This window comes from Mycobacterium sp. 23 (genome assembly GCF_048287075.1).
In the GTDB taxonomy this organism is placed as follows: Bacteria; Actinomycetota; Actinomycetes; order Mycobacteriales; family Mycobacteriaceae; genus Mycobacterium; species Mycobacterium gordonae_B.
This window is the reverse complement of the sequence record NZ_JBLVUX010000005.1, coordinates 1504724-1531579: the sequence shown is the minus strand read 5'-3', so window position 1 is coordinate 1531579 and position 26856 is coordinate 1504724. Positions and strand designations below refer to the sequence as shown.

At 68.5% G+C, this 26856-nt stretch carries 7 protein-coding genes; 6 read left to right on the top strand and 1 reads right to left on the bottom strand.

The features are described 5' to 3' along the window. The first annotated feature begins 527 nt into the window (after positions 1-527). Together ACNQS7_RS08085 and ACNQS7_RS08080 are read left to right on the top strand one after the other, a co-directional pair. Complete coding sequence (locus ACNQS7_RS08085; protein ID WP_418012152.1) at positions 528-9188, top strand: PE family protein; 8661 nt, start codon at positions 528-530, stop codon at positions 9186-9188. A gap of 11 nt (positions 9189-9199) precedes the next feature. Further along, positions 9200-21769, top strand: coding sequence for a PPE domain-containing protein (locus ACNQS7_RS08080; RefSeq protein ID WP_418012151.1), 12570 nt, complete (start codon positions 9200-9202; stop codon positions 21767-21769). Positions 21770-21779: 10 nt separating this feature from the next. On the opposite strand, the gene ACNQS7_RS08075 is transcribed toward ACNQS7_RS08080, so the two are convergent. Continuing rightward, positions 21780-22601: a thioesterase family protein gene (locus tag ACNQS7_RS08075; RefSeq protein ID WP_418012150.1), complete on the bottom strand. Its 822-nt coding sequence runs from the start codon at positions 22599-22601 to the stop codon at positions 21780-21782. A gap of 106 nt (positions 22602-22707) precedes the next feature. Between ACNQS7_RS08075 and ACNQS7_RS08070 the strand changes: the two genes are divergently transcribed. From ACNQS7_RS08070 to ACNQS7_RS08055, 4 genes are all read left to right on the top strand, one after another. Next, the gene (locus tag ACNQS7_RS08070) at positions 22708-23109 is read left to right on the top strand and encodes a nitroreductase family deazaflavin-dependent oxidoreductase (protein ID WP_055580470.1); all 402 of its coding nucleotides are present in this window, start codon (positions 22708-22710) and stop codon (positions 23107-23109) included. Between the two features lie 53 nt (positions 23110-23162). Continuing rightward, positions 23163-24689: a class I adenylate-forming enzyme family protein gene (locus ACNQS7_RS08065; protein ID WP_418012149.1), complete on the top strand. Its 1527-nt coding sequence runs from the start codon at positions 23163-23165 to the stop codon at positions 24687-24689. Positions 24690-24870: 181 nt separating this feature from the next. Then, positions 24871-25632, top strand: coding sequence for a PPE family protein, SVP subgroup (locus ACNQS7_RS08060; protein WP_418012148.1), 762 nt, complete (start codon positions 24871-24873; stop codon positions 25630-25632). Between the two features lie 22 nt (positions 25633-25654). Further along, a complete protein-coding gene (locus ACNQS7_RS08055; RefSeq protein WP_418015929.1) occupies positions 25655-26788 on the top strand; it encodes a PPE family protein in 1134 nt (377 codons plus the stop codon). Positions 26789-26856: the final 68 nt, after the last annotated feature.

Here is a 26856-nt window from a genome sequence, read left to right as displayed (position 1 = left end):
CAAGCCGTCGAACGGTCGCCGATTCGGGAAACGTCCTGACACCAGTTCGCAAAATGCGCGACAATGACGACAATATTGTCCAGTTTCGACAAGCGTTTATCCGCGGCCGGTCGACTGGCGCTATTGTACAAACGCTTTACATTGACGCCTTGGCAATTTATGACCACCGGTCAATTTTGAATTTAACTGATCTTAATTGGACTGCCGCGCGGCAGCGAACTCGCGTTACGGTGCCGTCACCGGCGGCGCGGTGAGGCAGGATTTGCCACGCTGAAATACCGTAAAAATGCAGCTCACAGCCCCTGATCTATACCGAGGGGTCGGCCGCGGATGGAGTGATTGCTCTCAGTGCCGGAGGCGCGCTGCGAGTTCGTGCCGGCCGTCGTGGTGACGTGCGCAACGAAATTGTCGGAAAAAGATATGCATTTTGTACTGAATTGCTGAATTCTGCCGTACCCTATGCCCACGATGACGATTGCCACGCTGTCATCAACGGGAAATTTTCGGGCGACGTTAGGGGCCGGCTGATGTCATATTTGGTCGCAGGTCCAGAGGTGACCGCGGCGGCGGCCGCGAACCTGGACGGCATCGGTGCGGCGATCCGGGCTGCCAACAACGCGGCCGCGTTCGCGACGACGCAGCTACTGCCCGCGGCTCAGGATGAGGTTTCGGCGGCGATCGCCGCCCTGTTCGGTAGCCACGCCCACGACTATCAGGGCATCGCCGCGCAAGCGACGGCGTTTCACGACCGGTTCGCTCAGGTCCTCGACGCGGCTGCGTCGTCGTATGCGTCGGCCGAGTCCGCCAACGTGTTGCAGATCGTGCAGCAGGACGTGCTCGGCATCGTGAACGCTCCCACTCAGTTGCTGCTGGGCCGGCCTTTGATCGGTGACGGGGCGAACGGGGCCGCGGGGACGGGACAGAACGGCGGGGCTGGGGGCCTGCTGTGGGGTAATGGCGGCGCTGGCGGATCTGGTGTGGCCGGCACCGCAACAACCGCGGCCGGACCCGGCGGCGCCGGCGGTGCCGCGGGCCTGTTCGGCAACGGAGGCGTCGGCGGGACGGGCGGCGTAGGCGCCGCCGGCCAGGCCGGTGGTACCGGCGGCATCGGCGGTGCCGGAGGCATGCTCACCGGCGCCGGCGGCTCCGGTGGGGTCGGTGGTGCCGGCGGGGCCGGTGCGCCCGGCCTGGTCGGTGGCACCGGGGGAGCCGGGGGAGTCGGTGGCAGCAACGGACTGTTCGGTGCGGCCGGCGCAGGCGGTGCGGGTGGCGTCGGCGGCGCCGGTGGTATCGGGGCCACTGGCAGCGCCGGCGGCCAGGGTGGCACCGGCGCTGCGGGTGGATCCGGCGGCTTGGGTGGCGCCGGCGGCGCGAACACTTCGCTGTTCGGGCAAGGCGGTGCCGGCGGGGCCGGTGGCCTGGGCGGTGTGGGCGGACAGGGCGGTGCCGGTGCTTCCGGTGTCGGCCTGGGGGCCGACGGCGGGACGGGGGGCACCGGTGGCGTTGGCGGCCACGGTGGTGGCGCGGGCGCGGGCGGTGCGGGCGGGCTCTTCGGCGCCGCGGGCGCTACCGGCGGCGTGGGCCAGGGCGGCCAGGGTGGCCAGGGCGGCACGGGTGGCACCGGAGACGCCGGCACAGCCGGTGTCTATGGAGTCAACGGCGGTATCGGCAACACCGGTTACGCGGGTGGCCACGGCGGCGCCGGTGGCGCCGGGGGCAGCAGCTTCGCGGGCGGCAGCAGCGGCGCCGGCGGCCAGGGTGGCCAGGGCGGCACCGGCGGCACTGGCGGCGCGGGCGCGTCCGGTGTCGGCCACGCCGACGACGGCGGTCAAGGTGGTAAGGGCGGCGCCGGCGGTCAGGCCGGGATCGGTGGTGCCGGCAGCACTGCCGGGGCCGCGGGCCTCGGTGGTCGCGGCGGCCAGGGTGGCGCGGGTGGCGCGGGTGACGTGGGTATCGACGCTGGTCCCGGTACCAACACCGGGGGCACCGGCTACGCCGGTGGTCAGGGTGGCCTCGGTGGTGACGGCGGCGGCACGGGCGCCGGCGGTGTCAACGGCACCGGAGGTCAGGGTGGCCAGGGCGGTGTGGGCGGTCAGGGCGGCGCTGGTGGCTCCGGCGTCGGCCTCGGGGTTCAGGGCGGTGCGGGCGGTACCGGTGGTGCCGGCGGTCACGCAGGCGGTGGCGGCCAGGCCGGCACAGGTGGTGCCGGCGGCGGCGTGGGCGCCTCGGGCACCGGCGGTACGGGCGGCACGGGCGGTGCGGGTGGCGCCGGTGACAGCGGCGGCAACGCCGCACCCGGGACCAATGTCGGCGGCACCGGCTTCGCAGGTGGCGTTGGAGGGGCCGGCGGCGCCGGCGGCGATACCGGCGCCGGCGGTGTCAACGGCACCGGCGGCAGCGGCGGCCAGGGTGGTGTCGGCGGTCAAGGCGGCGCCGGTGGATCGGGCGTCGGTCTCGGTGTGGTGGGTGGCGCCGGTGGTACCGGTGGCGCCGGTGGCCAAGCCGGCACCGGCGGCCAGGCCGGCACCGGCGGCCTCGGCGGCGGGACGGGCGCCGCGGGTACCGGCGGTACGGGCGGTCAGGGCGGCTCGGGTGGGGCCGGCGACATCGGCAGCAACGCCGCGCCGGGCACCAACACCGGCGGCACGGGTTTCGCGGGTGGCCAGGGCGGTAGTGGCGGTGCCGGCGGCGGCTCCGGCGCTGGTGGTGTCAATGGCATCGGCGGTCAGGGTGGTCAGGGCGGCACGGGTGGTCAGGGTGGCACCGGTGGGTCCGGGGTCGGCCTCGGCGTGGCCGGCGGCAAGGGTGGCACCGGCGGCGCCGGTGGTCAGGCGGGCGCGGGCGGTCAGGCCGGCGCCGGTGGTCTCGGTGGTGGCGTGGGTGCTGCGGGTACCGGCGGTGCCGGCGGTCAGGGCGGCTCGGGTGGGGCCGGCGACGTCGGCAGCAACGCTGCCCCCGGCGCCAACACCGGCGGCACGGGTTTCGCGGGTGGCCAGGGAGGTAGTGGCGGTGCCGGCGGCGGCTCCGGCGCTGGTGGTGTCAATGGCACCGGTGGTCAGGGTGGACAAGGCGGGACGGGCGGTAAGGGTGGCGCCGGCGGTTCCGGTGCGGGATTGGGCGTGGCCGGCGGTAAGGGCGGCACCGGCGGCGCCGGGGGCCAGGCCGGCACTGGCGGGTCCGCCGGAGCCGGCGGCACCGGCGGAGGCGCCGGCGCGGCGGGAGCAGGTGGTACCGGCGGGCAGGGTGGCACCGGCGGCGACGCCGGCGCCAACACCGGTACGGTCCTCGCCGGCAGCAAAGGACTCACCGGGCTCGCGGGCGGTGCCGGCGGTAACGGTGGCGCTGGCGGCAGCACCTTTGCCGGGGGCGTCAACGGCACGGGCGGTGCCGGCGGCCACGGCGGTACCGGTGGCACCGGTGGCACCGGCGGGTCCGGCGTCGGCTTTCAGGTGGCGGGCGGCACCGGCGGCACCGGTGGTGCCGGCGGCAATGCCGGCACCGGCGGTCAGGCAGGCAGCGGCGGGACCGGCGGCGGCAACGGAGTGGCCGGCAACGGCGGCACCGGTGGTCAGGGCGGCACCGGCGGCAAGGGCGACGTTGGCGCGGTTGGCGGGGTCGGCGCCAAGGGCGGCACCGGATTCGCGGGCGGCGTGGGAGGCCAGGGCGGCACCGGCGGGAACAGCGCCGGCGGAACCTTCGGCAAGGGAGGCGCCGGCGGCAACGGTGGTGACGGCGGCGCAGGCGGCGCCGGCGGGTCCGGGCTCAACTTCGGCAAGGCGGGCGGCGCCGGTGGTGACGGCGGCGGCGGTGGTGCCGCAGGCACGGGCGGTTTGGACGGGACCAATGGGCTCGGCGGCGGCGGCACGCTGACGGCGAATGCCGGCAATGGCGGCAACGGCGGCCAGGGTGGCCTCGGGGGTAACGGCGACAACGGCGCCGCCGGTTCTGTGGGCGGAAAGGGCGGCACCGGTTTCGCCGGTGGGGCGGGCGGTAACGGTGGTGCCGGCGGGTCCAGCGGTGCCGGTGGCATCAACGGCAGTGGCGGCAACGCGGGCAGCGGCGGCGCCGGCGGTAGCGGCGGCAACGGCGGCACCGGCGTCGGCTACGGTCTGGCCGGCGGCGCGGGCGGCGACGGTGGTGTGGGCGGCAATGCCGGCGCGGCCGGCGCTGCCGGTGTGGGCGGCACCGGCGGTAACAGCGGAGTCGCCGGCAACGGTGGTGCAGGTGGCGCCGGTGGCAGCGGTGGCAACGGTGACGTGGGCCGCAACGGCACCGGCGGCGGAACCAATGGTTCGACAGGATTCGCGGGCGGCGCCGGCGGCAAGGGCGGCGCGGGCGGCAACACGGTCGCCGGCGGCACCAACGGCGCCGGCGGCGCAGGTGGCAGCGGCGGTGACGGCGGCGCCGGCGGCAAAGGTGGCACCGGCGTCGGATATGACGTCGATGGTGGTAAAGGCGGCGACGGCGGTGCGGGCGGCAACGCCGGAGCCGGTGGGGCCAGCGGCACCGGGGGCGGCAACGGCGGCACCGGAAACTTTGGCAATGGCGGGAAGGGCGGTGCCGGTGGCACCGGCGGCGACGGCGACATCGGGACCACCGGGGACCCCGGCGCCAAGGGCTTCCTCGGACACGCCGGCGGTGCCGGGGGTAAGGGCGGTGCGGGCGGCAACAGCGGCGCCGGCGGCAACAACGGCGTCGGCGGCGTCGGTGGCGACGGCGGCGAGGGCGGTCAGGGTGGCCAGGGCGGAACTGGCCTGGGCCTGGCCGTCGACGGTGGCGAGGGCGGTCAGGGCGGCGCCGGCGGCAACGCCGGGGCCGGCGGCGCGAGCGGCTCCGGTGGCGCCGGCGGCGGCACCGGGAGCTTCGGCAACGGCGGCAAGGGTGGCCAGGGCGGCAATGGTGGTGACGGCGGCCTGGGTACGACGGGCAGCGCCGGCAACCAGGGCAACCAGGGCCACGCCGGCGGCGCCGGCGGCAAGGGTGGCGTCGGTGGTAGCAGCGGCGCCGGCGGCGCGAACGGCAGCGGCGGCACTGGCGGCACCGGGGGCAAGGGCGGTACCGGCGGCGACGGCGGCAACGGTGTCGGCTTCAGCGGCAACGGTGGCAAGGGCGGCACGGGCGGCTTCGGCGGCGCCGCCGGTGCCGGCGGAGCCGCGGGCTCAGGAGGCAGCGGCGGTTCCATCGGTACCGCAGGCACGGGTGGCGTCGGCGGTGACGGCGGCAATGGTGGCAACGGCAGCATCGGCACCACCGGCATCAACGGCGTCCCTGGCAACGTCGGCGGCACCGGCGGCGGCGGTGGCGGCGGCGGCGAAGGCGGCCAGGGTGGCAGTACCACCGCGGGCGGCGTCAACGGCAGCGGCGGCAACGGTGGCAAGGGCGGCCGAGGCGGCCAGGGCGGCTTCGGCGGCACCGGATCGGCCAGCAACGACGGTGGCGCCGGTGGCGCTGGAGGTCAGGGCGGCGCAGCCGGCGCCGCCGGCGCCGTCGGCACCGGCGGTGGCGGCGGCAAGACCGGCAATGTCGGCGTTGGCGGCAACGGCGGAATCGGCGGAACCGGCGGTGCCGGGGGCGCCGGCGCTAATGGTGGAAACAACCTGAACGGCCTGGGCGGCGGCAAAGGCGGGGCCGGCGGCACAGGCGGCGTCGGCGGCAACAGCGCGGTTGGTGGCTTCAACGGCAACGGCGGCGCGGGCGGCAGCGGCGGCAGCGGTGGCAGCGGCGGCGCCGGCGGTGCCGGTGTCGGGCAGAACGGTGCGAACGGTGGCGCCGGAGGCGACGGCGGTAACGCAGGCACCGGCGGCGCGGCCGGAGCAGGGGGGACCGGCGGTAGCAACGGCCTCAACGGCGCCGGCGGCAACGGCGGCACGGGCGGGACGGGCGGCACGGGCGGCCAGACGGTGAGCGGTCCGGCCAAGGGCGGCAACGGGGGCCAGGGCGGTGCCGGCGGCTCCAACATCGGAGGCTACGGCGGCGGCACTGCTGGTTCCGGGGGCACCGGCGGGACCGGGGGGGTCGGCGGCGCCGGGACCACCGGTTTGCTGAACCAGAACGGCGGCACCGGGGGCACCGGCGGCGACGGCGGAAAGGGTGGCGCGGGCGGCCAGAGCCTCGCGGTGGGCGGCGCCAACGGCAACGGCGGCACCGGCGGCAACGGCGGCAATGGCGGGACCGGCGGCGACGCCGGCACCACCTCCGGGCAGAACGGCTCCTCCGGTGGTACCGGCGGCACTGGGGGTAAGTCAGGAACCGGTGGCGCGGCAGGAACCGGCGGCAGCGGCGGCAGCAACGGCAACAACGGCGCCGGCGGCAACGGCGGCAACGGTGGCAAGGGCGCAGCGGGTGTCACCAACCCGGCGGGCGGCACCAACGGCGGCAACGGCGGCAGCGGCGGTGTCGGCGGTGCCAACAGCGGCGGCTTCGGCGGCGGTTCTGGCGGGGCGGGCGGCACCGGCGGCACCGGCGGTGCCGGTGGCGCAGGCGGGAACGGTGGCCTCAACCAGGCCGGCTTCACCGGCGGAACCGGCGGCGTGGGCGGCACCGGCGGTGCGGGTGGCAACAACAGCGCGGTCGGAGGGAACAACGGCAACGGCGGCGCCGGCGGTAACGGCGGAGTCGGCGGGACCGGTGGCAATGCGGGTACGACCTCAGGCCAGAATGCCTCCAACGGCGGCCAGGGTGGAGACGGCGGAGCCGCCGGCACCGGCGGTGCGGTCGGCACCGGCGGCTCCGGCGGCGCCAATGGCCTCAATGGCGTAGGCGGCACCGGAGGCGCTGGCGGCAACGGTGCCGCGGGCTCCACGAACCCGTTCGGTGGCACCAACGGCGGCGCCGGCGGTGCCGGCGGGCGCGGTGGTGACTCGGTCGGCGGGTTCGGCGGCGGTGGCGGTGGCGCCGGCGGTCTCGGTGGCAACGGCGGCGCCGGCGGCACCGGCCCGAGCGGCGCCGTCAACCAGCCGGGCTACGACGGCGGCATCGGCGGCAACGGCGGTACCGGCGGCGCGGGCGGCAACGCCACCAATGGCGGAGTCAACGGTTTGGGCGGCAAGGGCGGCAACGGCGGAAATGGTGGCACCGGAGGCAACGGTGGCGCCGGATCCGTTCAGGCTGGCCTGCCGGGCGCCAACGGCGGGGCCGGTGGCGACTCCGGCGTCGGTGGGGCGTCCGGGACCGGCGGCAACGGCGGCGGCAACGGTGGCAACGGCATCGCCGGCAACGGCGGCAAGGGCGGCACCGGCGGCGTGGGCGACACAATCAGGGGCCTGGACGGCGGCAAGGGGGGCACAGGCGGAGCCGGTGGCAACAATGTCCTGGGCTTTGGCGGCGGGGCCGCGGGTAACGGCGGCGACGGCGGCACCGGCGGCGCGGGCGGCAGCGGCGCCAACGGCGGAACCGACACAGCGGGCACCGACGGTGGCCACGGCGGTCAGGGCGGCACCGGTGGCGCCGGCGGTAACAGCCTGTCGACGGGGGTCAACGGTACCGGCGGTCAGGGCGGCAATGGCGGCGTCGGCGGTCAGGCGGGCAATGCCGGCAACGCCTCGGGCGGACAGGTTGGAAAACAGGGCGGCCAAGGCGGCAACGGCGGCGATGCCGGCTTCGGCGGTGCCGCCGGCACCGGCGGCATCGGCGGCAGCAATGGCAGTAACGGCACCGGTGGCAATGGTGGTGCCGGTGGCACCGGCGGCCTGGGCGGCCAGACGACGAGTTTCAGCACGCCGGGCGGCAAGGGCGGCACTGGTGGCAATGGCGGTAACAACCTAGGCGGCTTCTTTGGCGGTGCCGCGGGCAACGGCGGCGCCGGCGGCAATGGCGGGGTCGGCGGCGACGGCGCTACCGGGGCCGCGCTAAGCCAGCCGGGTAACGGGAACAACGGCGTCAGTGCCGGTGCCGGCGGCGACGGCGGTTCCGGCGGGGCCGGCGGCATCAGCCGCGCCGGCGGCGCCAACGGCAACGGCGGTGTCGGTGGCAATGGTGGCGCCGGTGGCGTCGGTGGTCACGGTTCTGCCGGCTTCCTCTATCAGATCGTCGGCAGCTCGATCCAGTACTACGCCGGCGGCAATGGTGCGAACGGCGGTGCGGGCGGCGCAGCCGGGGTCGGTGGAGCCGCCGGAAACGGCGCCGGCACAGCGGGATCTGTCGGCAGCAACGGCACCGGCGGCGTCGGCGGCATGGGCGGCAACGGCGGCGCGGGAGCGTCCGGACTGAATAACGCCATCCCGCTCGTTCCTGCCGGAACCGGTGGCAACGGTGGGAACGGCGGAGCGGGTGGAGCGGGTATCGGCGGCGTCGGCGGGGGCAACGGCGGCGTCGGCGGCACCGGTGGCACGGGCGGCACCGGTGGCGACGCAACAAGTCTGACCAGTGGCCCCGGCGGCACCGGCGGCATAGGTGGCAAGGGCGGCGTCGCGATCGACGGTGGCACCGGCGGTGCCGGCGGGGTCGGAGGTCAAGGTGGCACCGGCGGCACCGGCACCGATGGCACCATGCAGTACGGCGCGACCAAGGGCGGTACCGGCGGAATGGGTGGAAACGGAGGCGTCGGTGGCGCCGCCATCGGCGGGGGCAACGCGGGTGTGGGCGGTGCCGGTGGCACGGGCGGCACCGGTGGCAAGGGTGGCTCAGCCATCGGCGTCGTCGGCAGCGGCGACGCCGCTGATGGTGGCGACGGCGGTACGGGCGGTGGTTCCGGCGGCGGTGGCAACGCCACCGGCGGCGGCAACGGCGGTGCCAGCGGCACCGGAGGAATGGGTGGCACCGGAGGTGACGGCGGCGCCGGAAACAGCAAGGGCGGCAACGGCGGCAACGGTGGACTAGGCCAGCGGGCGGGCACCGGCGGCAATGCCGACGGCGTCGGGAACGGCGGCGGTGGCGGCGTCGGTGGTACCGGCGGCACCGGCGGCACCGGCGGAGCCGGCTCCACCGGAGGAAACGGCGGACAGGGCGGCAACGGCAACGAAGGAGGCAACGCTGGTAACGCGACCGGTACCGGTGTTGGCGGCAACGGGGGTAAGGGCGGCAACGCCGGCAACGGCGGCAATGGCGGCAACGGCACCAACTTCCCGGGTTCCGGCGGCGCTTCCGGTGGCTCCGGCGGCGGCGGCGGCAACGGCGGTTCTCCGCTCGGCGTGAACGGTGGCTCGGGCGGACCCGGCACGCCCGGCAAAGCAGGAACGCAGGGACTCTGAGAGTTGATTCGATGAATTTCTTCGTCTTCCCACCCGAGATCAACTCCGCCCGGATTCTTTCCGGTGCGGGGTCGGTCCCGCTGCTGGAGGCTGCGGCGGCCTGGGAGGGGCTGTCCGCGGAGTTGGCTACGGCAGCGGCATCGTTCGGCTCGGTGACCTCCGGGCTGGCCGGTGGCGGGTGGCAGGGCCCGGCATCGATGGCCATGACGGCGGTGGCCACCGACTATGCGGGATGGCTGGGCGCGGCGGGCGCTCAGGCCGAGCAGGCGGCAAGCCAGGCCCGGATGGCCGCGGCCGTCTTCGAGGCGACGCTGGCCGCCACGGTCGACCCGGAGATCATCGCGGCAAACCGCGCCCAGCTAATAGCGCTGGTCGGGTCAAACCTGTTCGGGCAGAACGCACATGGCATCGCCGCAACCGAAGCCGAGTACGAGCTGATGTGGGCCCAGGACGTGGCCGCGATGTTCGGCTACCACGGCGGGGCCTCGCAAATCGTCTCTGCGCTTTCACCTTTCACCGAGCCGTTGCAAAATCTCGCCGGCCTGTCCGGCTTGGCGGCATCGGCGTCCGCTCCGGCCGCCCCCAGCCTCGATGCGCTCAACGTGGGCGTGGGCAACGTCGGCTCGTCCAACCTCGGATTGGCGAATCTGGGAAGTTTCAATGTCGGCGTCGGCAACGTCGGCGACCGCAATATCGGCTTCGCGAACACGGGCAACGGCAATCTGGGCTTCGGGCTGACCGGCGACAACCGGATCGGTTTCGGCGGCACCTACATCAGCATCGGCACCTCGGGCTTCGGTCTGGGCGGGTTGAACTCCGGCAACGGCAACGTCGGATTGTTCAACTCCGGCAACGGAAATGTCGGATTCTTCAACTCCGGCGCCGGCAACTTCGGCATCGGCAACTCGGGCCTGGGCAACACCGGTTTGTTCAACGCCGGCGCGTTCAACGTCGGCAGCGTCAACACGGGGTCGTGGAATACCGGCGGTTTCAACCCCGGTAACACCAACACCGGTTGGTTCAACAACGGCAATGTCAACACGGGCGCGTTCAACTTCGGGAACATGAACAACGGCCTGCTCAACACCGGCTCCTGGAACAACGGGGTGTTCCAGACCGGAGTTGGCCAGGGCAGCCTCCATATCCCGATCGTCACGCCGGATCTGACGTTGCCGCCGCTGGAAATCCCGTCGATTTCCGTTCCAGGGTTCGCGCTGCCGCCGATCACGGTGCCCTCGTTGAGCATTCCGGCGTCGACTACGCCCGCCGGGATCATGGTCAGCGGCTTCGGTCTCCCGCCGATCACGGTGCCGTCGTTGAGTATTCCGGCGTCGACTACGCCGGCCGGGATCATGGTCAGCGGCTTCGACCTGCCGCCGATCACCGTGCCGCCATTGACGATTCCGTCGTTCACGATCCCCGCGGGCATCAACGTGGGCGCGTTCGATCTGCCCCGGCTGACCATTCCGTCGATCACCACTCCGGCGATCACCACACCCCCGGGAATTGCGGTGAACGGCTTCGGCCTACCTCCGCTGAGCATTCCGCCGATCTCCATCCCGTCTCTGACGATCTCCGAGGGCATCAGTTTCGGTGGGTTCGATCTGCCTCAGTTGACCATCCCGTCGATCGACATCCCGTCGATCACGCTTCCGGGTATCGAGTTGGGGGCGTTTAACTTACCGCGGCTGACGATCCCGTCGCTCGCCATTCCGCCGATCACCATTCCGGGCGGGATCACGCTGGGCGCGTTCAACCTGCCCCAGTTGACCATCCCCTCGATCACCGTCGGAAGCATTCCTGTCGGGAGCTTCACGACGCCACCATTGAACCTTTCGAACATCTCCGTGACGCTGCCGGCATCGCCGCCGTTACCGCTGGTTCTGTTCATCCCCAACAACGTATTCTGGCTGACTACAGGGGTATCGGGAGTCTGGCCGCAGTTCGGCGGCGGAGTCACCACCCCGGGCAGTCCTCCGACCTCCGGCGGTCCTCCCGCCTACATCATCCTCGGCCCGGCCACCATCACCGGCGTCGGCGTCAACATCCCGTCGCTGACGCTCGGCGGGTTCAACCTCCCCGAGCTCACCACGCCCCCCATCACCGTCCCGCCCATCAATGTCGGCGGGTTCACGCTGCCAGAGATCAAGACACCGGCGATCACGACGCAAGCCATCACGATCGACCCGATCAAGGCAGCTGACTTCACACTGCCGCAGATTGTGACACCGCCGTTCAGCACCCCGCCGATCACGATCGATCCGATCCGGTTGGGCGCGTTCTCGCTGCCGCAGATCGTGACGCCCGCGATCACCACCCCGCCGATCACGATCGATTCGATCGCGGCAGCCGGATTTGTCCTGCCGCAACTCAGCATCCCGTCGGTCACGATTCCGCCGATCACCATCGACCCAATCGGCTTGAGTGCCTTCAACCTCCCGGCGATCACCACTCCGGCGATCACGACTCCACCGCTGTCGATCGATCCGATCGGGTTGGGCGGGTTTGAGCTGCCGCAGATCAGTACCCCGGCGTTGACGACGCCGGTGTTCACGATTCCGTCTGTCGGGTTGGGTGGGTTTGAGCTGCCGCAGGTGAGTGTGCCGGCGTTGACGACGCCGGTGTTCACGATTCCCTCGATTGGGTTGGGGGCGTTTGGGACTCCGGCGTTGACGGTGCCGAGTATTCATTTGCCGAGCACGGTGGTGGCTGAGGTGGCGGTGCCGGGTGGGCCGGGGTATTTCAACACCAGTGTGGCGCCGTCGTCGGGGTTCTTTAATTCTGGTGCTGGTGGTAATTCGGGTTTCGGCAATTATGGGTCGGGGTTGTCGGGGTGGTTGAACTCGAATGTGGCTGGGCTGGCGGGTAATTCCGGTGGCACGGGTGTGGTGAGTCTGGGTAGCGCGGTCTCGGGGTGGGTGCACACGGCGTTGTCGCCGGAGTCGTTGGCGACCGGGGTGAATCGGGTGTTGGCCAATGTGGGGGCCGGTAATGTCGGGGTGGGCAATCTCGGTAGTGCCAATGTGGGTGCGGCGAATCTGGGTGACTTCAATTTCGGGGCGGGCAATGTCGGCGCTCACAACTTCGGGTTGGGCAACACCGGCAGCCACAACATCGGGTTCGGGCTCAGTGGTGATCACCGCGTCGGGGTGGGCGGCACCTATGTGACTGTGGGTGCTGCTGGTGGGGTGGAGTCGTTCGCTTGGGGTGGGTTGAACTCTGGCAGTGGGAATCTCGGCCTGTTCAACTCGGGTACGGACAATGTGGGGTTGTTTAATTCGGGGTCGGGGAACTTCGGGATCGGGAACACCGGGGTAGGGAATACGGGGTTGTTCAACGCGGGGTCGTTGAACTGGGGTGTGTTTGATGGGGGTGTGGGCAACGTCGGGTTGTTCAATACGGGCAGTTTCAACACGGGCAGTTTCAATCCGGGTTCGTTTAACACCGGTGGTTTCAATGTGGGGGATACGAATACGGGGTGGTTCAACGGTGGGAATGTCAATACCGGGGTGTTGAACTTCGGGGACATGAACAACGGGGTGTTGAACACGGGTTCGTGGAATAACGGGGTGTTGCTGGCGGGGGTGGGTCAGGGCAGTGTGCATGTGGGGGTGGTGATTCCGGATGTGACGTTGCCGCCGTTGCAGGTTCCTTCGATTGCGGTGCCGGGGTTCGGGTTGCCGCCGGTCACGGTGCCCTCGTTGAGTATTCCGGCGTCGAGTACTCCGGCGGGGATCACGGTGGGTGGGTTCGGGTTGCCGCCGATCACGGTGCCCTCGATCTCGATTCCGGCCTCGAGCACTCCGGCGGGGATCACCGTGGGTGGGTTCGGCCTGCCGCCGATCACGGTGCCCTCCATCTCCATCCCGCCGCTCACGATTCCCGCCGGCACCAGCCTGGACGCATTCAATCTCCCCAAACTGGGCATTCCGTCGATCACCACTCCGCCGATCACCATCCCGGCCGGCATCAATGTCAGCGCTTTCGATCTACCTCGGCTCACCATTCCGTCGATCGATATCCCGTCGATCACCATCGCAGCCGGCACCAGCCTGGGCGCCTTCGATCTACCTCAACTGACGATCCCGGGGATCGATCTCCCCTCGATCACCATCCCCGCCGGCATCACCCTGGGCGCCTTCGACCTTCCCAAGCTGACCATTCCACCCATCACAGTCCCGCCGGTCAGCATCCCGTCCGGCACTACCGTGGGCGGATTCAACCTGCCCCAGCTGACCATTCCGTCATTCACAATCGGCAGCATCACCACCGGCAGCTTCACCACACCCCAAATCGGCCCGCAAGACCTGACCCTGACGCTGCCCACGGTGAACGTGCAGTTCGTCGCGTATCTGCCGAACAACATCACTTTCGCATCGACGGGTATTTCCGGCACGTACCCGCAAATCGGTGGGGGAGTCGTCAATCCCCAAGTCAACAACGGAAATCCGGCCGGAGGTCCCCCCGCCTACATTCAGTTCGGCCCACTCACGATCAGCGGCATCGAGTTCAGCATTCCATCGTTCACGATCGGCGGGTTCGGTCTTCCCGCGTTGACGACACCCGCCATCACCATCCCGTCGATTGCGGTGCCCGGGTTTGCCCTGCCGGAACTCACCACGCCGGCGTTCACGACGCCGTCGATCACGATCGATCCGATTGGCGCGGCAGCGTTTACGCTGCCGCAGATCACCACGCCGCCGATCACGACGCCACCGATCACCATCAATCCGATTGGCACCGGCGGCTTTACGTTGCCGCAGATCGTGACGCCGCCGATCACCACGCCGCCGATCACGATCGATCCGATCAGTCTGGCCAGGTTCGTCCTGCCGGAGATCAGCATTCCGCCGATCACGACTCCGCCGTTGTCAATTGACCCCATCGGTCTGGCTGCTTTCGCACTGCCCCAGATCAGTACCCCGGCGTTGACGACGCCGGTGTTCACGATTCCGTCTGTCGGGTTGGGCGGCTTCGCCTTACCGCAGATCAGTACCCCGGCGTTGACGACGCCGGTGTTCACGATTCCGTCTGTCGGGTTGGGTGGGTTTGAGCTGCCGCAGGTGAGTGTGCCGGCGTTGACGACGCCGGTGTTCACGATTCCCTCGATTGGGTTGGGGGCGTTTGGGACTCCGGCGTTGACGGTGCCGAGTATTCATTTGCCGAGCACGGTGGTGGCTGAGGTGGCGGTGCCGGGTGGGCCGGGGTATTTCAACACCAGTGTGGCGCCGTCGTCGGGGTTCTTTAATTCTGGTGCTGGTGGTAACTCGGGTTTCGGCAATTATGGGTCGGGGTTGTCGGGGTGGTTGAACTCGAATGTGGCTGGGCTGGCGGGTAATTCCGGTGGCACGGGTGTGGTGAGTCTGGGTAGCGCGGTCTCGGGGTGGGTGCATACCGCGTTGTCGCCGGAGTCGTTGGCGACCGGGGTGAATCGGGTGTTGGCCAATGTGGGGGCCGGTAATGTCGGGGTGGGCAATCTCGGTAGTGCCAATGTGGGTGCGGCGAATCTGGGTGACTTCAATTTCGGGGCGGGCAATGTCGGCGCTCACAACTTCGGGTTGGGCAACACCGGCAGCCACAACATCGGGTTCGGGCTCAGTGGTGATCACCGCGTCGGGGTGGGCGGCACCTATGTGACTGTGGGTGCTGCTGGTGGGGTGGAGTCGTTCGCTTGGGGTGGGTTGAACTCTGGCAGTGGGAATCTCGGCCTGTTCAACTCCGGTACGGACAATGTGGGGTTGTTTAATTCGGGGTCGGGGAACTTCGGGATCGGGAACACCGGGGTGGGCAATACGGGGTTGTTCAACGCGGGGTCGTTGAACTGGGGTGTGTTTGATGGGGGTGTGGGCAACGTCGGGTTGTTCAATACGGGCAGTTTCAACACGGGCAGTTTCAATCCGGGTTCGTTTAACACCGGTGGTTTCAATGTGGGGGATACGAATACGGGGTGGTTCAACGGTGGGAATGTCAATACCGGGGTGTTGAACTTCGGGGACATGAACAACGGGGTGTTGAACACGGGTTCGTGGAATAACGGGGTGTTGCTGGCGGGGGTGGGTCAGGGCAGTGTGCATGTGGGGGTGGTGATTCCGGATGTGACGTTGCCGCCGTTGCAGGTTCCTTCGATTGCGGTGCCGGGGTTCGGGTTGCCGCCGGTCACGGTGCCCTCGATTTCGATTCCGGCCTCGAGCACGCCGGCGGGGATCACGGTGGGTGGGTTCGGGTTGCCGCCGATCACGGTGCCCTCGATCTCGATTCCGGCCTCGAGCACCCCGGCGGGGATCACCGTGGGTGGGTTCGGCCTGCCGCCGATCACGGTGCCCTCAATCTCGATTCCGGCCTCGACCACCCCGGCGGGGATCACGGTGGGTGGGTTCGGGTTGCCGCCGATCACGCTGCCGCCCATCACGATTCCGCCGTTGACGATTCCGGCGGGGATCAACCTGGGTGCTTTCGAGTTGCCCACGTTGAGCATTCCGTCGATCAATATCCCGTCGATCACCATCGCAGCCGGCACCAGCCTGGGTGCCTTCGATCTCCCCAAACTGACGATCCCCGCGATCGATCTCCCCTCGATCACCATCCCCGCCGGCATCACCCTGGGCGCCTTCGACCTGCCCCGGTTGTCCATCCCCCCGATCGTCATCCCGCCGATCACCATCCCCGCCGGCACCACCATCGGCGGATTCAACCTGCCCCCCATCACCATTCCCTCACTCAACATCGCCAGCATCACCACCGGCAGCTTCACCACACCGCAAATCGGGCCAGGAAACCTGACTCTCAAGCTGCCGAAGGTTCACGCAGAGTTCATTGCTTTCATTCCCAACAACTTCTCTCTGTTGCAGTCGCAGGCTGCAGGCATCTTCCCCCAGATCGGCGGGGGAGTCATCAGCGGCGACCCCGGCAAAAACACCCCCAGCGCAGGTGGGCCTCCCGCCTACATCGACTTCGGCCCCATCACGATCAACGGCCTTGGCTTCCTCATCCCGCCGTTTACGGTCGACGGGTTCGGCCTTCCCGCGTTGACGACACCCGCCATCACCATCCCATCTATTGCGGTACCTGGTTTTGCGCTACCACAGATCACCACCCCGTCGATCACGACGCCGCCGATCACGATCGATCCGATTGGCGCGGCAGGGTTTACATTGCCGCAGATCGTCACGCCCCCATTCACGACGCCGTCGATCACCATCGACCCGATCGGGGCGGCCGCGTTCACGCTGCCGCAGATCACCACCCCGCCAATCACAACCCCACCGATCACCATTGATCCCATCGGGTTGAGCAACCTCGTCCTTCCGGCGATCACCACCCCGCCGATCACCACCCCGGCGCTGACCATCCCCTCAATCGGACTCGGCGGATTCGAGCTGCCCCAGATCAGTACCCCGGCGTTGACGACGCCGGTGTTCACCATCCCGTCAATCGGGTTGGGCGGCTTCGCCTTACCGCAGATCGGTACCCCGGCGTTGACGACGCCGGTGTTCACGATTCCGTCGATCGGGTTGGGTGGGTTTGAGCTGCCGCAGGTCACGACGCCGGCGTTGACGACGCCGGTGTTCACGATTCCCTCGATCGGGTTGGGGGCGTTTGCGACGCCACCGATAACGGTGCCCAGTATTCACTTGCCGAGCGCCGTTATCGCCGAGGTGGCGATCCCTGGCGGTCCCGGTTACTTCAACACCAGCGTCGCGCCGTCGTCGGGGTTCTTTAACTCCGGTGCCGGCGGTAACTCCGGGTTCGGCAATTATGGGTCGGGGTTGTCGGGGTGGTTGAACTCGAATGTGGCTGGGCTGGCGGGTAATACCGGTGGCACGGGTGTGGTGAGTCTGGGTAGCGCGGTCTCGGGCTGGGTGCATACCGCAATGTCGCCGGAGTCGTTGAGCGCGCAGGTCAACCGGGTGTTGGCCAATGTGGGGGCCGGCAATATCGGATTGGGCAATCTCGGCAGCGCCAACGTGGGCACCGCGAATCTGGGTGACTTCAACTTCGGGGCGGGCAATGTCGGCGCTCACAACGTCGGGTTGGGCAACACCGGCAGCCACAACATCGGGTTCGGGCTCAGTGGTGATCACCGCATCGGGGTGGGCGGCACCTATGTGACTGTGGGCGTTGCTGGTGGGGTGGAGTCGTTCGCTTGGGGTGGGTTGAATTCTGGCAGTGGGAATTTGGGGTTGTTCAACTCGGGTACGGACAATGTGGGGTTGTTTAATTCGGGGTCGGGGAACTTCGGGATCGGGAACACCGGGGTAGGGAATACGGGGTTGTTCAACGCGGGGTCGTTGAACTGGGGTGTCTTTGATGGGGGTGTGGGCAACGTCGGGTTGTTCAATACGGGCAGTTTCAACACGGGCAGTTTCAATCCGGGTTCGTTTAACACCGGTGGTTTCAATGTGGGGGATACGAATACGGGGTGGTTCAACGGTGGGGATGTCAATACCGGGGTGTTGAACTTCGGGGACATGAACAACGGGTTGTTGAACACGGGTTCGTGGAATAACGGGGTGTTGCTGGCGGGGGTGGGTCAGGGCAGTGTGCATGTGGGGGTGGTGATTCCGGATGTGACGTTGCCGCCGTTGCAGGTTCCTTCGATTGCGGTGCCGGGGTTCGGGTTGCCGCCGGTCACGGTGCCCTCGTTGAGTATTCCGGCGTCGAGCACGCCGGCGGGGATCACGGTGGGTGGGTTCGGGTTGCCGCCGATCACGGTGCCCTCGATCTCGATTCCGGCCTCGAGCACCCCGGCGGGGATCACCGTGGGTGGGTTCGGCCTGCCGCCGATCACGGTGCCCTCGATCTCGATTCCGGCCTCGACCACCCCGGCGGGGATCACGGTGGGTGGGTTCGGGTTGCCGCCGATCACGCTGCCGCCCATCACGATTCCGCCGTTGACGATTCCGGCGGGGATCAACCTGGGTGCTTTCGAGTTGCCCACGTTGAGCATTCCGTCGATCAATATCCCGTCGATCACCATCGCAGCCGGCACCAGCCTGGGTGCCTTCGATCTCCCCAAACTGACGATCCCCGCGATCGATCTCCCCTCGATCACCATCCCCGCCGGCATCACCCTGGGCGCCTTCGACCTGCCCCGGTTGTCCATCCCCCCGATCGTCATCCCGCCGATCACCATCCCCGCCGGCACCACCATCGGCGGATTCAACCTGCCCCCCATCACCATTCCCTCACTCAACATCGCCAGCATCACCACCGGCAGCTTCACCACACCACCTATCAACATCGCGAGCGTCAACATCAGTACGCCGTCGGTCAACATTCCGTTTGTCGCGTACCTGCCTAACAACATCCCCAACCTCCAGACAGGCGCCGCCGGCGTCTTCCCTCAGATCGGCGGGGGAGTCATCAGCAACATCGCCGGCAAGAACACCCCCAGCGCCGGCGGTCCCGGGGCCTACATCCAATTACCACCCTTCACAATCAATGGCCTTGGGATCCGAGTCGAGTCGTTCAGCATCAGTGGATTCAGTCTTCCTGCCTTGACGACACCCGCCATCAACATCCCGTCCATCGGCGTCGCCGGCTTCGCGCTACCCCAGATCACCACCCCGTCGATCACGACGCCGCCGATCACGATCGATCCGATTGGCGCGGCAGGGTTTACATTGCCGCAGATCGTCACGCCCCCATTCACGACGCCGTCGATCACCATCGACCCGATCGGGGCGGCCGCGTTCACGCTGCCGCAGATCACCACCCCGCCAATCACAACCCCACCGATCACCATTGATCCCATCGGGTTGAGCAACCTCGTCCTTCCGGCGATCACCACCCCGCCGATCACCACCCCGGCGCTGACCATCCCCTCAATCGGACTCGGCGGATTCGAGCTGCCCCAGATCAGTACCCCGGCGTTGACGACGCCGGTGTTCACCATCCCGTCAATCGGGTTGGGCGGCTTCGCCTTACCGCAGATCAGTACCCCGGCGTTGACGACGCCGGTGTTCACGATTCCGTCGATCGGGTTGGGTGGGTTTGAGCTGCCGCAGGTGAGTGTGCCGGCGTTGACGACGCCGGTGTTCACGATTCCCTCGATCGGGTTGGGGGCGTTTGCGACGCCACCGATAACGGTGCCCAGTATTCACTTGCCGAGCGCCGTTATCGCCGAGGTGGCGATCCCTGGCGGTCCCGGTTACTTCAACACCAGCGTCGCGCCGTCGTCGGGGTTCTTTAACTCCGGTGCCGGCGGTAACTCCGGGTTCGGCAATTATGGGTCGGGGTTGTCGGGGTGGTTGAACTCGAATGTGGCTGGGCTGGCGGGTAATACCGGTGGCACGGGTGTGGTGAGTCTGGGTAGCGCGGTCTCGGGCTGGGTGCATACCGCAATGTCGCCGGAGTCGTTGAGCGCGCAGGTCAACCGGGTGTTGGCCAATGTGGGGGCCGGCAATATCGGATTGGGCAATCTCGGCAGCGCCAACGTGGGCACCGCGAATCTGGGTGACTTCAACTTCGGGGCGGGCAATGTCGGCGCTCACAACGTCGGGTTGGGCAACACCGGCAGCCACAACGTCGGGTTCGGGCTCAGTGGTGATCACCGCATCGGGGTGGGCGGCACCTATGTCACCCTGGGTGCTGCTGGTGGGGTGGAGTCGTTCAGTCTGGGTGGGTTGAACTCTGGCAGTGGGAATCTCGGCCTGTTCAACTCCGGTACCGGCAATGTGGGGTTGTTCAATTCGGGGTCGGGCAACGTGGGTATTGGCAACACCGGGGCGGGCAACACCGGGTTGTTCAATGCCGGGTCGTGGAACGCGGGTCTGTTCGACGTCGGGCTGGGCAACACCGGAATCTTGAACACCGGCAACCTCAACACCGGCGTCGCCAACCCGGGCTCGTCGAATATGGGCAGCTTCAACACCGGCAGCTACAACACCGGTGCGTTCAACGCCGGGAACATGAACCAAGGCCTGTTCAACACCAGCGATTTCAACATCGGCGCGTTCCACACCGGGGCAGCCCCGCGCAGTTTGCACATTGCGATTAACACCCCGGATCTGTTGTTGCCGGCATTGGAGATCCCTGCGATCTCGGTGCCCGGGTTCGGTCTGCCGCCGATCACGGTGCCGTCGTTGACGATTCCGGCCTCGACCACGCCGGCGGGTATCACGGTGGGCGGGTTCGGTCTGCCGCCGATCACGGTGCCGTCGCTGTCGATTCCGGCCTCGACCACTCCCGCGGGGATCACGGTGGGCGGGTTCGATCTGCCACCGATCACGGTGCCCTCGATCTCGATTCCGGCCTCGACCACTCCCGCGGGGATCACGGTGGGCGGGTTCGGTCTGCCGCCGATCACGCTGCCGCCGGTATCGATACCGGCGTTCACCACTCCCGCGGGAATCGGGGTGGGAGCGTTCAACCTGCCCACGCTCGGCATCCCGTCGCTTTCCGTTCCTTCACTCACGATCGGCGCCGGCACCACAATCGGGGCGTTCGACCTGCCGCAGCTCAGCATCCCGTCGCTGACCATTCCGCGAATCACGATCCCCGCCGGAATCACACTGGGCGCCTTCGACCTGCCCCCGTTGTCCACCCCACCGATCTTCATCCCACCGATCACGATCCCCGCCGGCACCACGGTGGGCGGATTCAGCTTGCCCGCGCTCAGCATCCCGTCGATACCGATCGGGCAAATCGGCGCCGGCTCCTTCACGACACCCAATATCAATCTCGGCACCGTCACAATCACCCTGCCGCAGTTCAAGATCAATGATCTCGTCATATTCATTCCCAATAACCTCGTCAATTTCCAAACCACCGTCACCGGCCTCTACCCGCAGATCGGTGGGGGCGTCCAACAGAGCTCCGGAACCGGCGGACCCCCCGCCTATGCCCTGGTCGGTCCCGGCACCATCGGTGGCATCGGCGTCAACATCCCGTCCTTCAACATCAACGGCTTCAACCTCCCCGCACTCACGACGCCGGCCATCACCATCCCGCCCATCAGCGTCGCGGGATTCACCCTCCCGGAGATCACGACACCCACGATCATGATTCCGGCCCTGACCATCGACCCGATCGGCGTCGCGGGCTTCACCCTTCCGCAGATCAGCATCCCGGAATTCACCACTCCGCCCATCACGATCGACCCGATCGGCACCGGCGGCTTCACTCTTCCGCAGATCACCACGCCGCCCATCACGACCCCACCGTTCACCGTCGACCCCATCGGATTAGGTGGATTCACACTTCCTCAGCTCAACATCCCGGCAACCACCTCCGCGCCGTTCACGATCCCCTCGATCGGCGTCGGCGGGTTCACCCTGCCGCAGATCAGCACGCCGCCGCTCACGACGCCGTCGTTCACGATTCCCTCGATCGGCCTCGGCAGCTTCACGCTCCCGCAGATCAGCACGCCGCCGCTCACGACGCCGTCGTTCACGATTCCCTCGATCGGCCTCGGCAGCTTCACGCTCCCGCAGATCAGCACGCCGCCGCTCACCACGCCGTCCTTCACGATTCCGTCAATCGGGTTGGGCAGCATGACAACTCCCGCGTTGACCATCCCGCGTATCCACCTGCCGAGCACCACGATCACCAGTTTCGACATCCCGATCTGGCCGTTCTGATCGGCCCGGCTCAGGTGTACAACGGCCGAAACGCCTCCGCCGGCTGCCCCAGTGCCAGTGCCGAACTGGTGCCGATCGGCCCGTGCCGATCGAACAGCGTTGCGCTCCCGGTAGCGACCCCGCCCGAGCCGTAATGACTCTGGGCGGCCAGACCGACATACTCACCATCCGGTAGCCGGCTCGCGGTGACGGTGTAGTCGGCGTTGATGTAGCGCAGTCCGCCGGTGCCCCAATGAGTCAATGAGCTGGTCACATCACCGACGAAGGCCAGGCGGGTGAACGGCGTCAACGGATACCCCTGCACCATCGGCCGAAACATCCTCGTCCAAGCGAACTTCCGGGAGTGCGACTGTTCCCACTCGCCGGCCGCGATACCCGGGCTGCCTTCGGCAGTGGCGCCGTAACCCCAGATGAGGAAGGGCATGTCGGGTGGGAACTCCGCAGTGTCGGACGGAAGCGGCGGCATCTGCACCGAGTCCGACCACACCTCGCCCTCGGGATGCTCACCACGCCGCAGGAACAACGCGCTCGCGCGCGCGACCGTGCGTCCGTCCTGCACCAGTGCGCCGTCGACGAGTCTGATACGCCGGCCTTCCCGCTGCACCGACGTCAGTATCCGCACCGGCTCCAGCAGAGCCGGCCGCAACAGGTCCACGGTGAGGCGGGCGGGCTGAAACTCCGGGTCGAAGCCGGATTGCTCGATCCCCCAACCCAACAGGCCGCCGACAATCTGGCCGCCCATGGCTGCGCCCCATGGTCCGCGGGTCATCGGTCCGGGCAGGTAGCAATCACCGTCGGCGGTGAAAAACGCAGCAGGCTCCTGGATCGTCACCGCTACGACGATAGGGCAGGGACGTCCGGGCGCTGGCAGAAGTCCTCACCAGGAGTGGACGAAGGCCCCTGTCCCGTGGGAGGCCTCCCGAGCAAGCTGGATAACTATGACCACCTACACCAAGCCGCGCGTTCGAGACGCGGTCCGACACTTCAACAAGCACGTGCTCAACCCCGCCATGATGACTTTGGCGGGCCGCCGCTACTGGTACGCCTCGGTGATCAAGCACACCGGGCGGAAATCGGGGAACCATTACGCCACCCCGGTCGTCGCCGTCCCGATTCCCGACGGCTTCGTCGTGCCCCTGCCCTACGGTTCGGACGTCGACTGGCTGCGCAACGTGCGTGCCGCCGGATCCGCGACGATCAGGTCGAAGGGGCAGACCTACCACGTGGTGCGGCCGCACGTCGTCGACGCGTCCACTGTCGAGCCCCTGCTTCCCGCTGACCGGCGCCGGGTGTTTCATGCCTTCAACGTCGACAGCTACGCCAAATTCGCCCTGGCCTGAGGGGGCTGTTGCCCCTACCGTGGGTAGGTAGCCGACGGTAGGTGAGGAACGCGATGCCTGAAGTAGTGGAGATTTCGCGCAGCAGCAACCCATTCCGGCGCACCGGCGTTCACCTGGACGACCATGGAATCCCACGCTACGAGGGCCTACCGGCCACCTTGCTCGACATGCTCGGCGAGCAGGTCACCGCCCGGCCGAAAAGCGAAGCCGTGGTCGAGCTGGGCTCGGATCGGCTGACCTACCGTGAACTCTGGGACCGCGCATCGCGCGTCGCAGGCGGTTTGCGCGCCGACGGCCTGAAACAGGGCGACCGCGTTGCCGTGCGCTACCCGGCGGGAATCAACTGGGTGCTGGCTTTCTGGGGCACGGTGATGGCCGGAGGCATTGCGGTCGCAGTGAACACGCGATCAGCGCAACCGGAGGTCGACTTCGTGCTGTCCGACGCCGGGGTGCATATCGACCTTGACGCGGGCACTGCGCTGCCGGACGGTCCGCCGTACATCGCCGACCACCTCGGCCCGAAAGACGTTGCTGCGCTGTTCTATACGTCCGGCACCACCGGGCACCCCAAGGGGGTGCCGACCACGCATGAAGCCTTTGTGACCAACACGGAGAACGGGATTCGGTGTCTGGACCAGCCGCGCGACATCGGTGAGGAACTGCGCACGCTGATCTCGGTGCCGCTGTTTCACGTGACCGGTTGCAACACCCAGCTTTTGCCTGCCCTCCGACTCGGTGGGGCAGCGGTGATCATGCCCACGCTAAACCTCGACGAGTTGGTGGCCACCCTGACCGCCGAGCGTATCTCCGTGATGGTCACCGTCCCGGCGATCTACGCGCTGTTGCTGCGGCACAAGGACTTCGCCGCGGCCGACGTATCCGGCGTCCGCTGGGTCGGCTATGGCGGCGCGCCCATCGCGCCGACTCTGGTCCAGTCCGTGAAGAAGGCGTTCCCGCAGGCCGCCGTGTCGAACGGTTACGGCATGACTGAAACCGCATCGCTGATGACCATGCTGCCCGACGACGAGGCCATCGAGCACGCCGACTCGGTCGGTTACGCAGTGCCCTCGGTGGATCTCGGCGTGATCCCGAGCGAGACCGGTCAACTCGTCGGCGAACTGGTGACCCGGGGCGCCAACATCACAGCCGGCTACTGGAACCGGCCCGAGGCCACCGCGAGCACCATCGTGGACGGCTGGCTGCATACCGGCGACGTGGTTCGCGTCGATGACGCCGGCCGGGTGCACATCATCGACCGGCTCAAAGACATCATCAACCGCGGCGGCGAGAACATCTCCAGCGTTGAGGTCGAAGCGGCATTACTGGCTGCTCCCTCTGTCGCGGACGCCTGCGTTCTCGCGGTGCCGGATGACGTCATGGGGGAAAAGGTCGGCGCGGTGCTGTTCGGGGAGCAGGTCGATGTACCCGCGGTGCTTGAACACTGCCGCGAGCAGCTCGCGGATTACAAAGTTCCGCAGTATGTCTCGGTAGTGACGACGCCGTTGCCGCGCAATGCGGGTGGGAAACTGCTCAAAGCCAAGCTCCGCGAACAGGTTCAGTGGGGTTCGGCGTTGCGCTGAACGCCTCCCCGCTTTCCGGCAAGATTCTCGCGCCGCGCGCTTGATTTTCGCGCGGGTACCACAACAAAGTGACACGCTCAATATGGCGGTGTTACGAAGCCGTGAACCGGCTTGGGGCGCGCCAATCTGCCGGACGGGGGTGCCGGTCACCCGGCCCGCCTGAAGAAGAGGAGCAACACACATGTCTTTCCTGACCGCACAGACCGAAGAATTGACCGCCGCCGCGGGCAAGCTGCAAACCATCGGCGCCCAGCAGAGCGCCCAGAACGCCGCCGCCGCGGTTCCAATTACCTCCGGCATGATTCCCGCTGCCGCAGATGAGGTTTCGGCGCTGCAGGCATCCCTGTTCGCTGCGTACGGCGCGCTGTACCAACAGGTCAGCGCGGAAGCGACGGCCATGTACGACACGTTCGTCAATACCCTCGGACTCAGTGCCCAGAGTTATGCCGCCACCGAGTCGGCCAATTCGGCTGCCGCGGCACTACCCGCTGCGCTGACGGATTCCCCGTTGGCGGATGTGGCCAACATCGTCAACATCGGCGTCGGCAACTGGGCCTCGGCGGCGTCGAATCTGGTGGGGTTGGCCAACGGCGGCCTGTTGCTGCCTCTCGAAGAGGGCGCGGTGGAGGGCGCGGCCGATGTCGCGGGTCTGGAAGGAGCGGCGGCGGTTGGCGCCGGGGAGGCACCCGTTGCGGCAGGGCTCGCCGGATCGCCGATCGCCGCGATGTCGGCGCCGCCGGCCTGGGCCGGCCCGGCCTCCCTGGTGTCCAGTGCTTCGCCGCGACCGTCGGCCTGGGCAGCGGCGCCGCCGCCGGCCGCGGCGGATACGACGCTGCTGCCCGGCATGCCGGGAATGGCGTCAACGGGCCGCAGCAGCAGTGGATTCGGGGCGCCGCGCTACGGCGTGAAACCCATCGTCATGGCCCGCCCGGCGAGCATCTGAATTCCGGAAAGGATTGATAATGATCGACTTTGGCGCATTACCTCCAGAAATCAACTCCATCCGCATGTACACCGGCGCCGGTCCGGCGCCGATGATGGCGGCCGCCGCGGCCTGGAACGGACTGGCAGTCGAGCTCAGCACCACCGCGGATTCGTTCGAGTCGGTGGTCGCTGCGCTCACCACCGAGCAGTGGATGGGTCCCGCTTCGCTGTCCATGGCTGCCGCGGCCCAACCTTTTCTCGCCTGGTTGTCCTACACCGCGGACGCCACGGCGCTGGCGGGTGCGCAAGCTGTCGCGTCCGCGGCGGCGTTCGAGGCGGCCTATGCGATGACGGTCCCGCCGGGCGAGGTGGTCGCCAACAGAGCCCTGCTCGCGATGCTGGTGGCGACCAACGTCTTGGGACAGAACACGCCTGCCATCGCGGCCACCGAGGCGCACTACGGCGAAATGTGGGCTCAGGATGCGCTGGCGATGTACGGGTACGCCACGTCTTCGGCGGCCTCGGGAAAGCTGAACCCGTTGGCTCCGCCGGCCCAGGCCACCAACCCCGCCGGCCCGGCCGCCCAAGCAGCGGCGGTCAGCCAGGCCGTACAGCAATCCGGACTGAACAACCTGATCGGCGACATCCCCAACGCGGTGCGTGGCCTGGCCTCTCCGGCGGCGGCAGATGCCGCGGCTCTGGACTCGGTCACACAGAGCATCACCGATCTGCTGGCCGTCCCGTTCGTGCAGAACACCATCAACGGTGCCGTCAACACCGCCGGATGGTTCACCACTGCCGGGATCACCACGGCGGTGTTCCTGCAGCACACCCTGAACACCCTGCCCGCCGCTGGGTCCGCCGCCGGGATCGGTTCAGCAGGCGCCGCCGCGGTAGCGAATGCGGTGACCTCGATCGGCGCGGGAACCGCTCCGCTGCTGGGCGCCGCGTCCTCGGTCGGTGGGCTCTCGGTACCGGCAAGCTGGTCCACCGCCGCGCCTGCCGTCACTGCCGGCGCGACCGCCGCCGAGGGCACTGGTTGGGCGATGCCCGGGGAAACGGGGTTTGTGGCAGGTGCGCCCGGGATAGCGATGGGGGGCAAAGGCGCGGGTGGTGTCGCCGGGCCGCGCTACGGGTTCAGACCGGTGGTCATGCCCAGGCATGTAGTCGTCTGATCATTGGAATTCCCTATGAGAACGATGAGTTCACCGACAGCGGTTATGTTCATCGCGGTTTAAACTTC

Bases quoted from the DNA above. Each gene is read 5' to 3' on its own strand.
- ACNQS7_RS08065 (WP_418012149.1), top strand. From the start codon at position 23,163: ATGCCTGAAGTAGTGGAGATTTCGCGCAGCAGCAACCCATTCCGGCGC.
- ACNQS7_RS08085 (WP_418012152.1), top strand. From the start codon at position 528: ATGTCATATTTGGTCGCAGGTCCAGAGGTGACCGCGGCGGCGGCCGCG.
- ACNQS7_RS08070 (WP_055580470.1), top strand. From the start codon at position 22,708: ATGACCACCTACACCAAGCCGCGCGTTCGAGACGCGGTCCGACACTTC.
- ACNQS7_RS08080 (WP_418012151.1), top strand. From the start codon at position 9,200: ATGAATTTCTTCGTCTTCCCACCCGAGATCAACTCCGCCCGGATTCTT.
- ACNQS7_RS08060 (WP_418012148.1), top strand. From the start codon at position 24,871: ATGTCTTTCCTGACCGCACAGACCGAAGAATTGACCGCCGCCGCGGGC.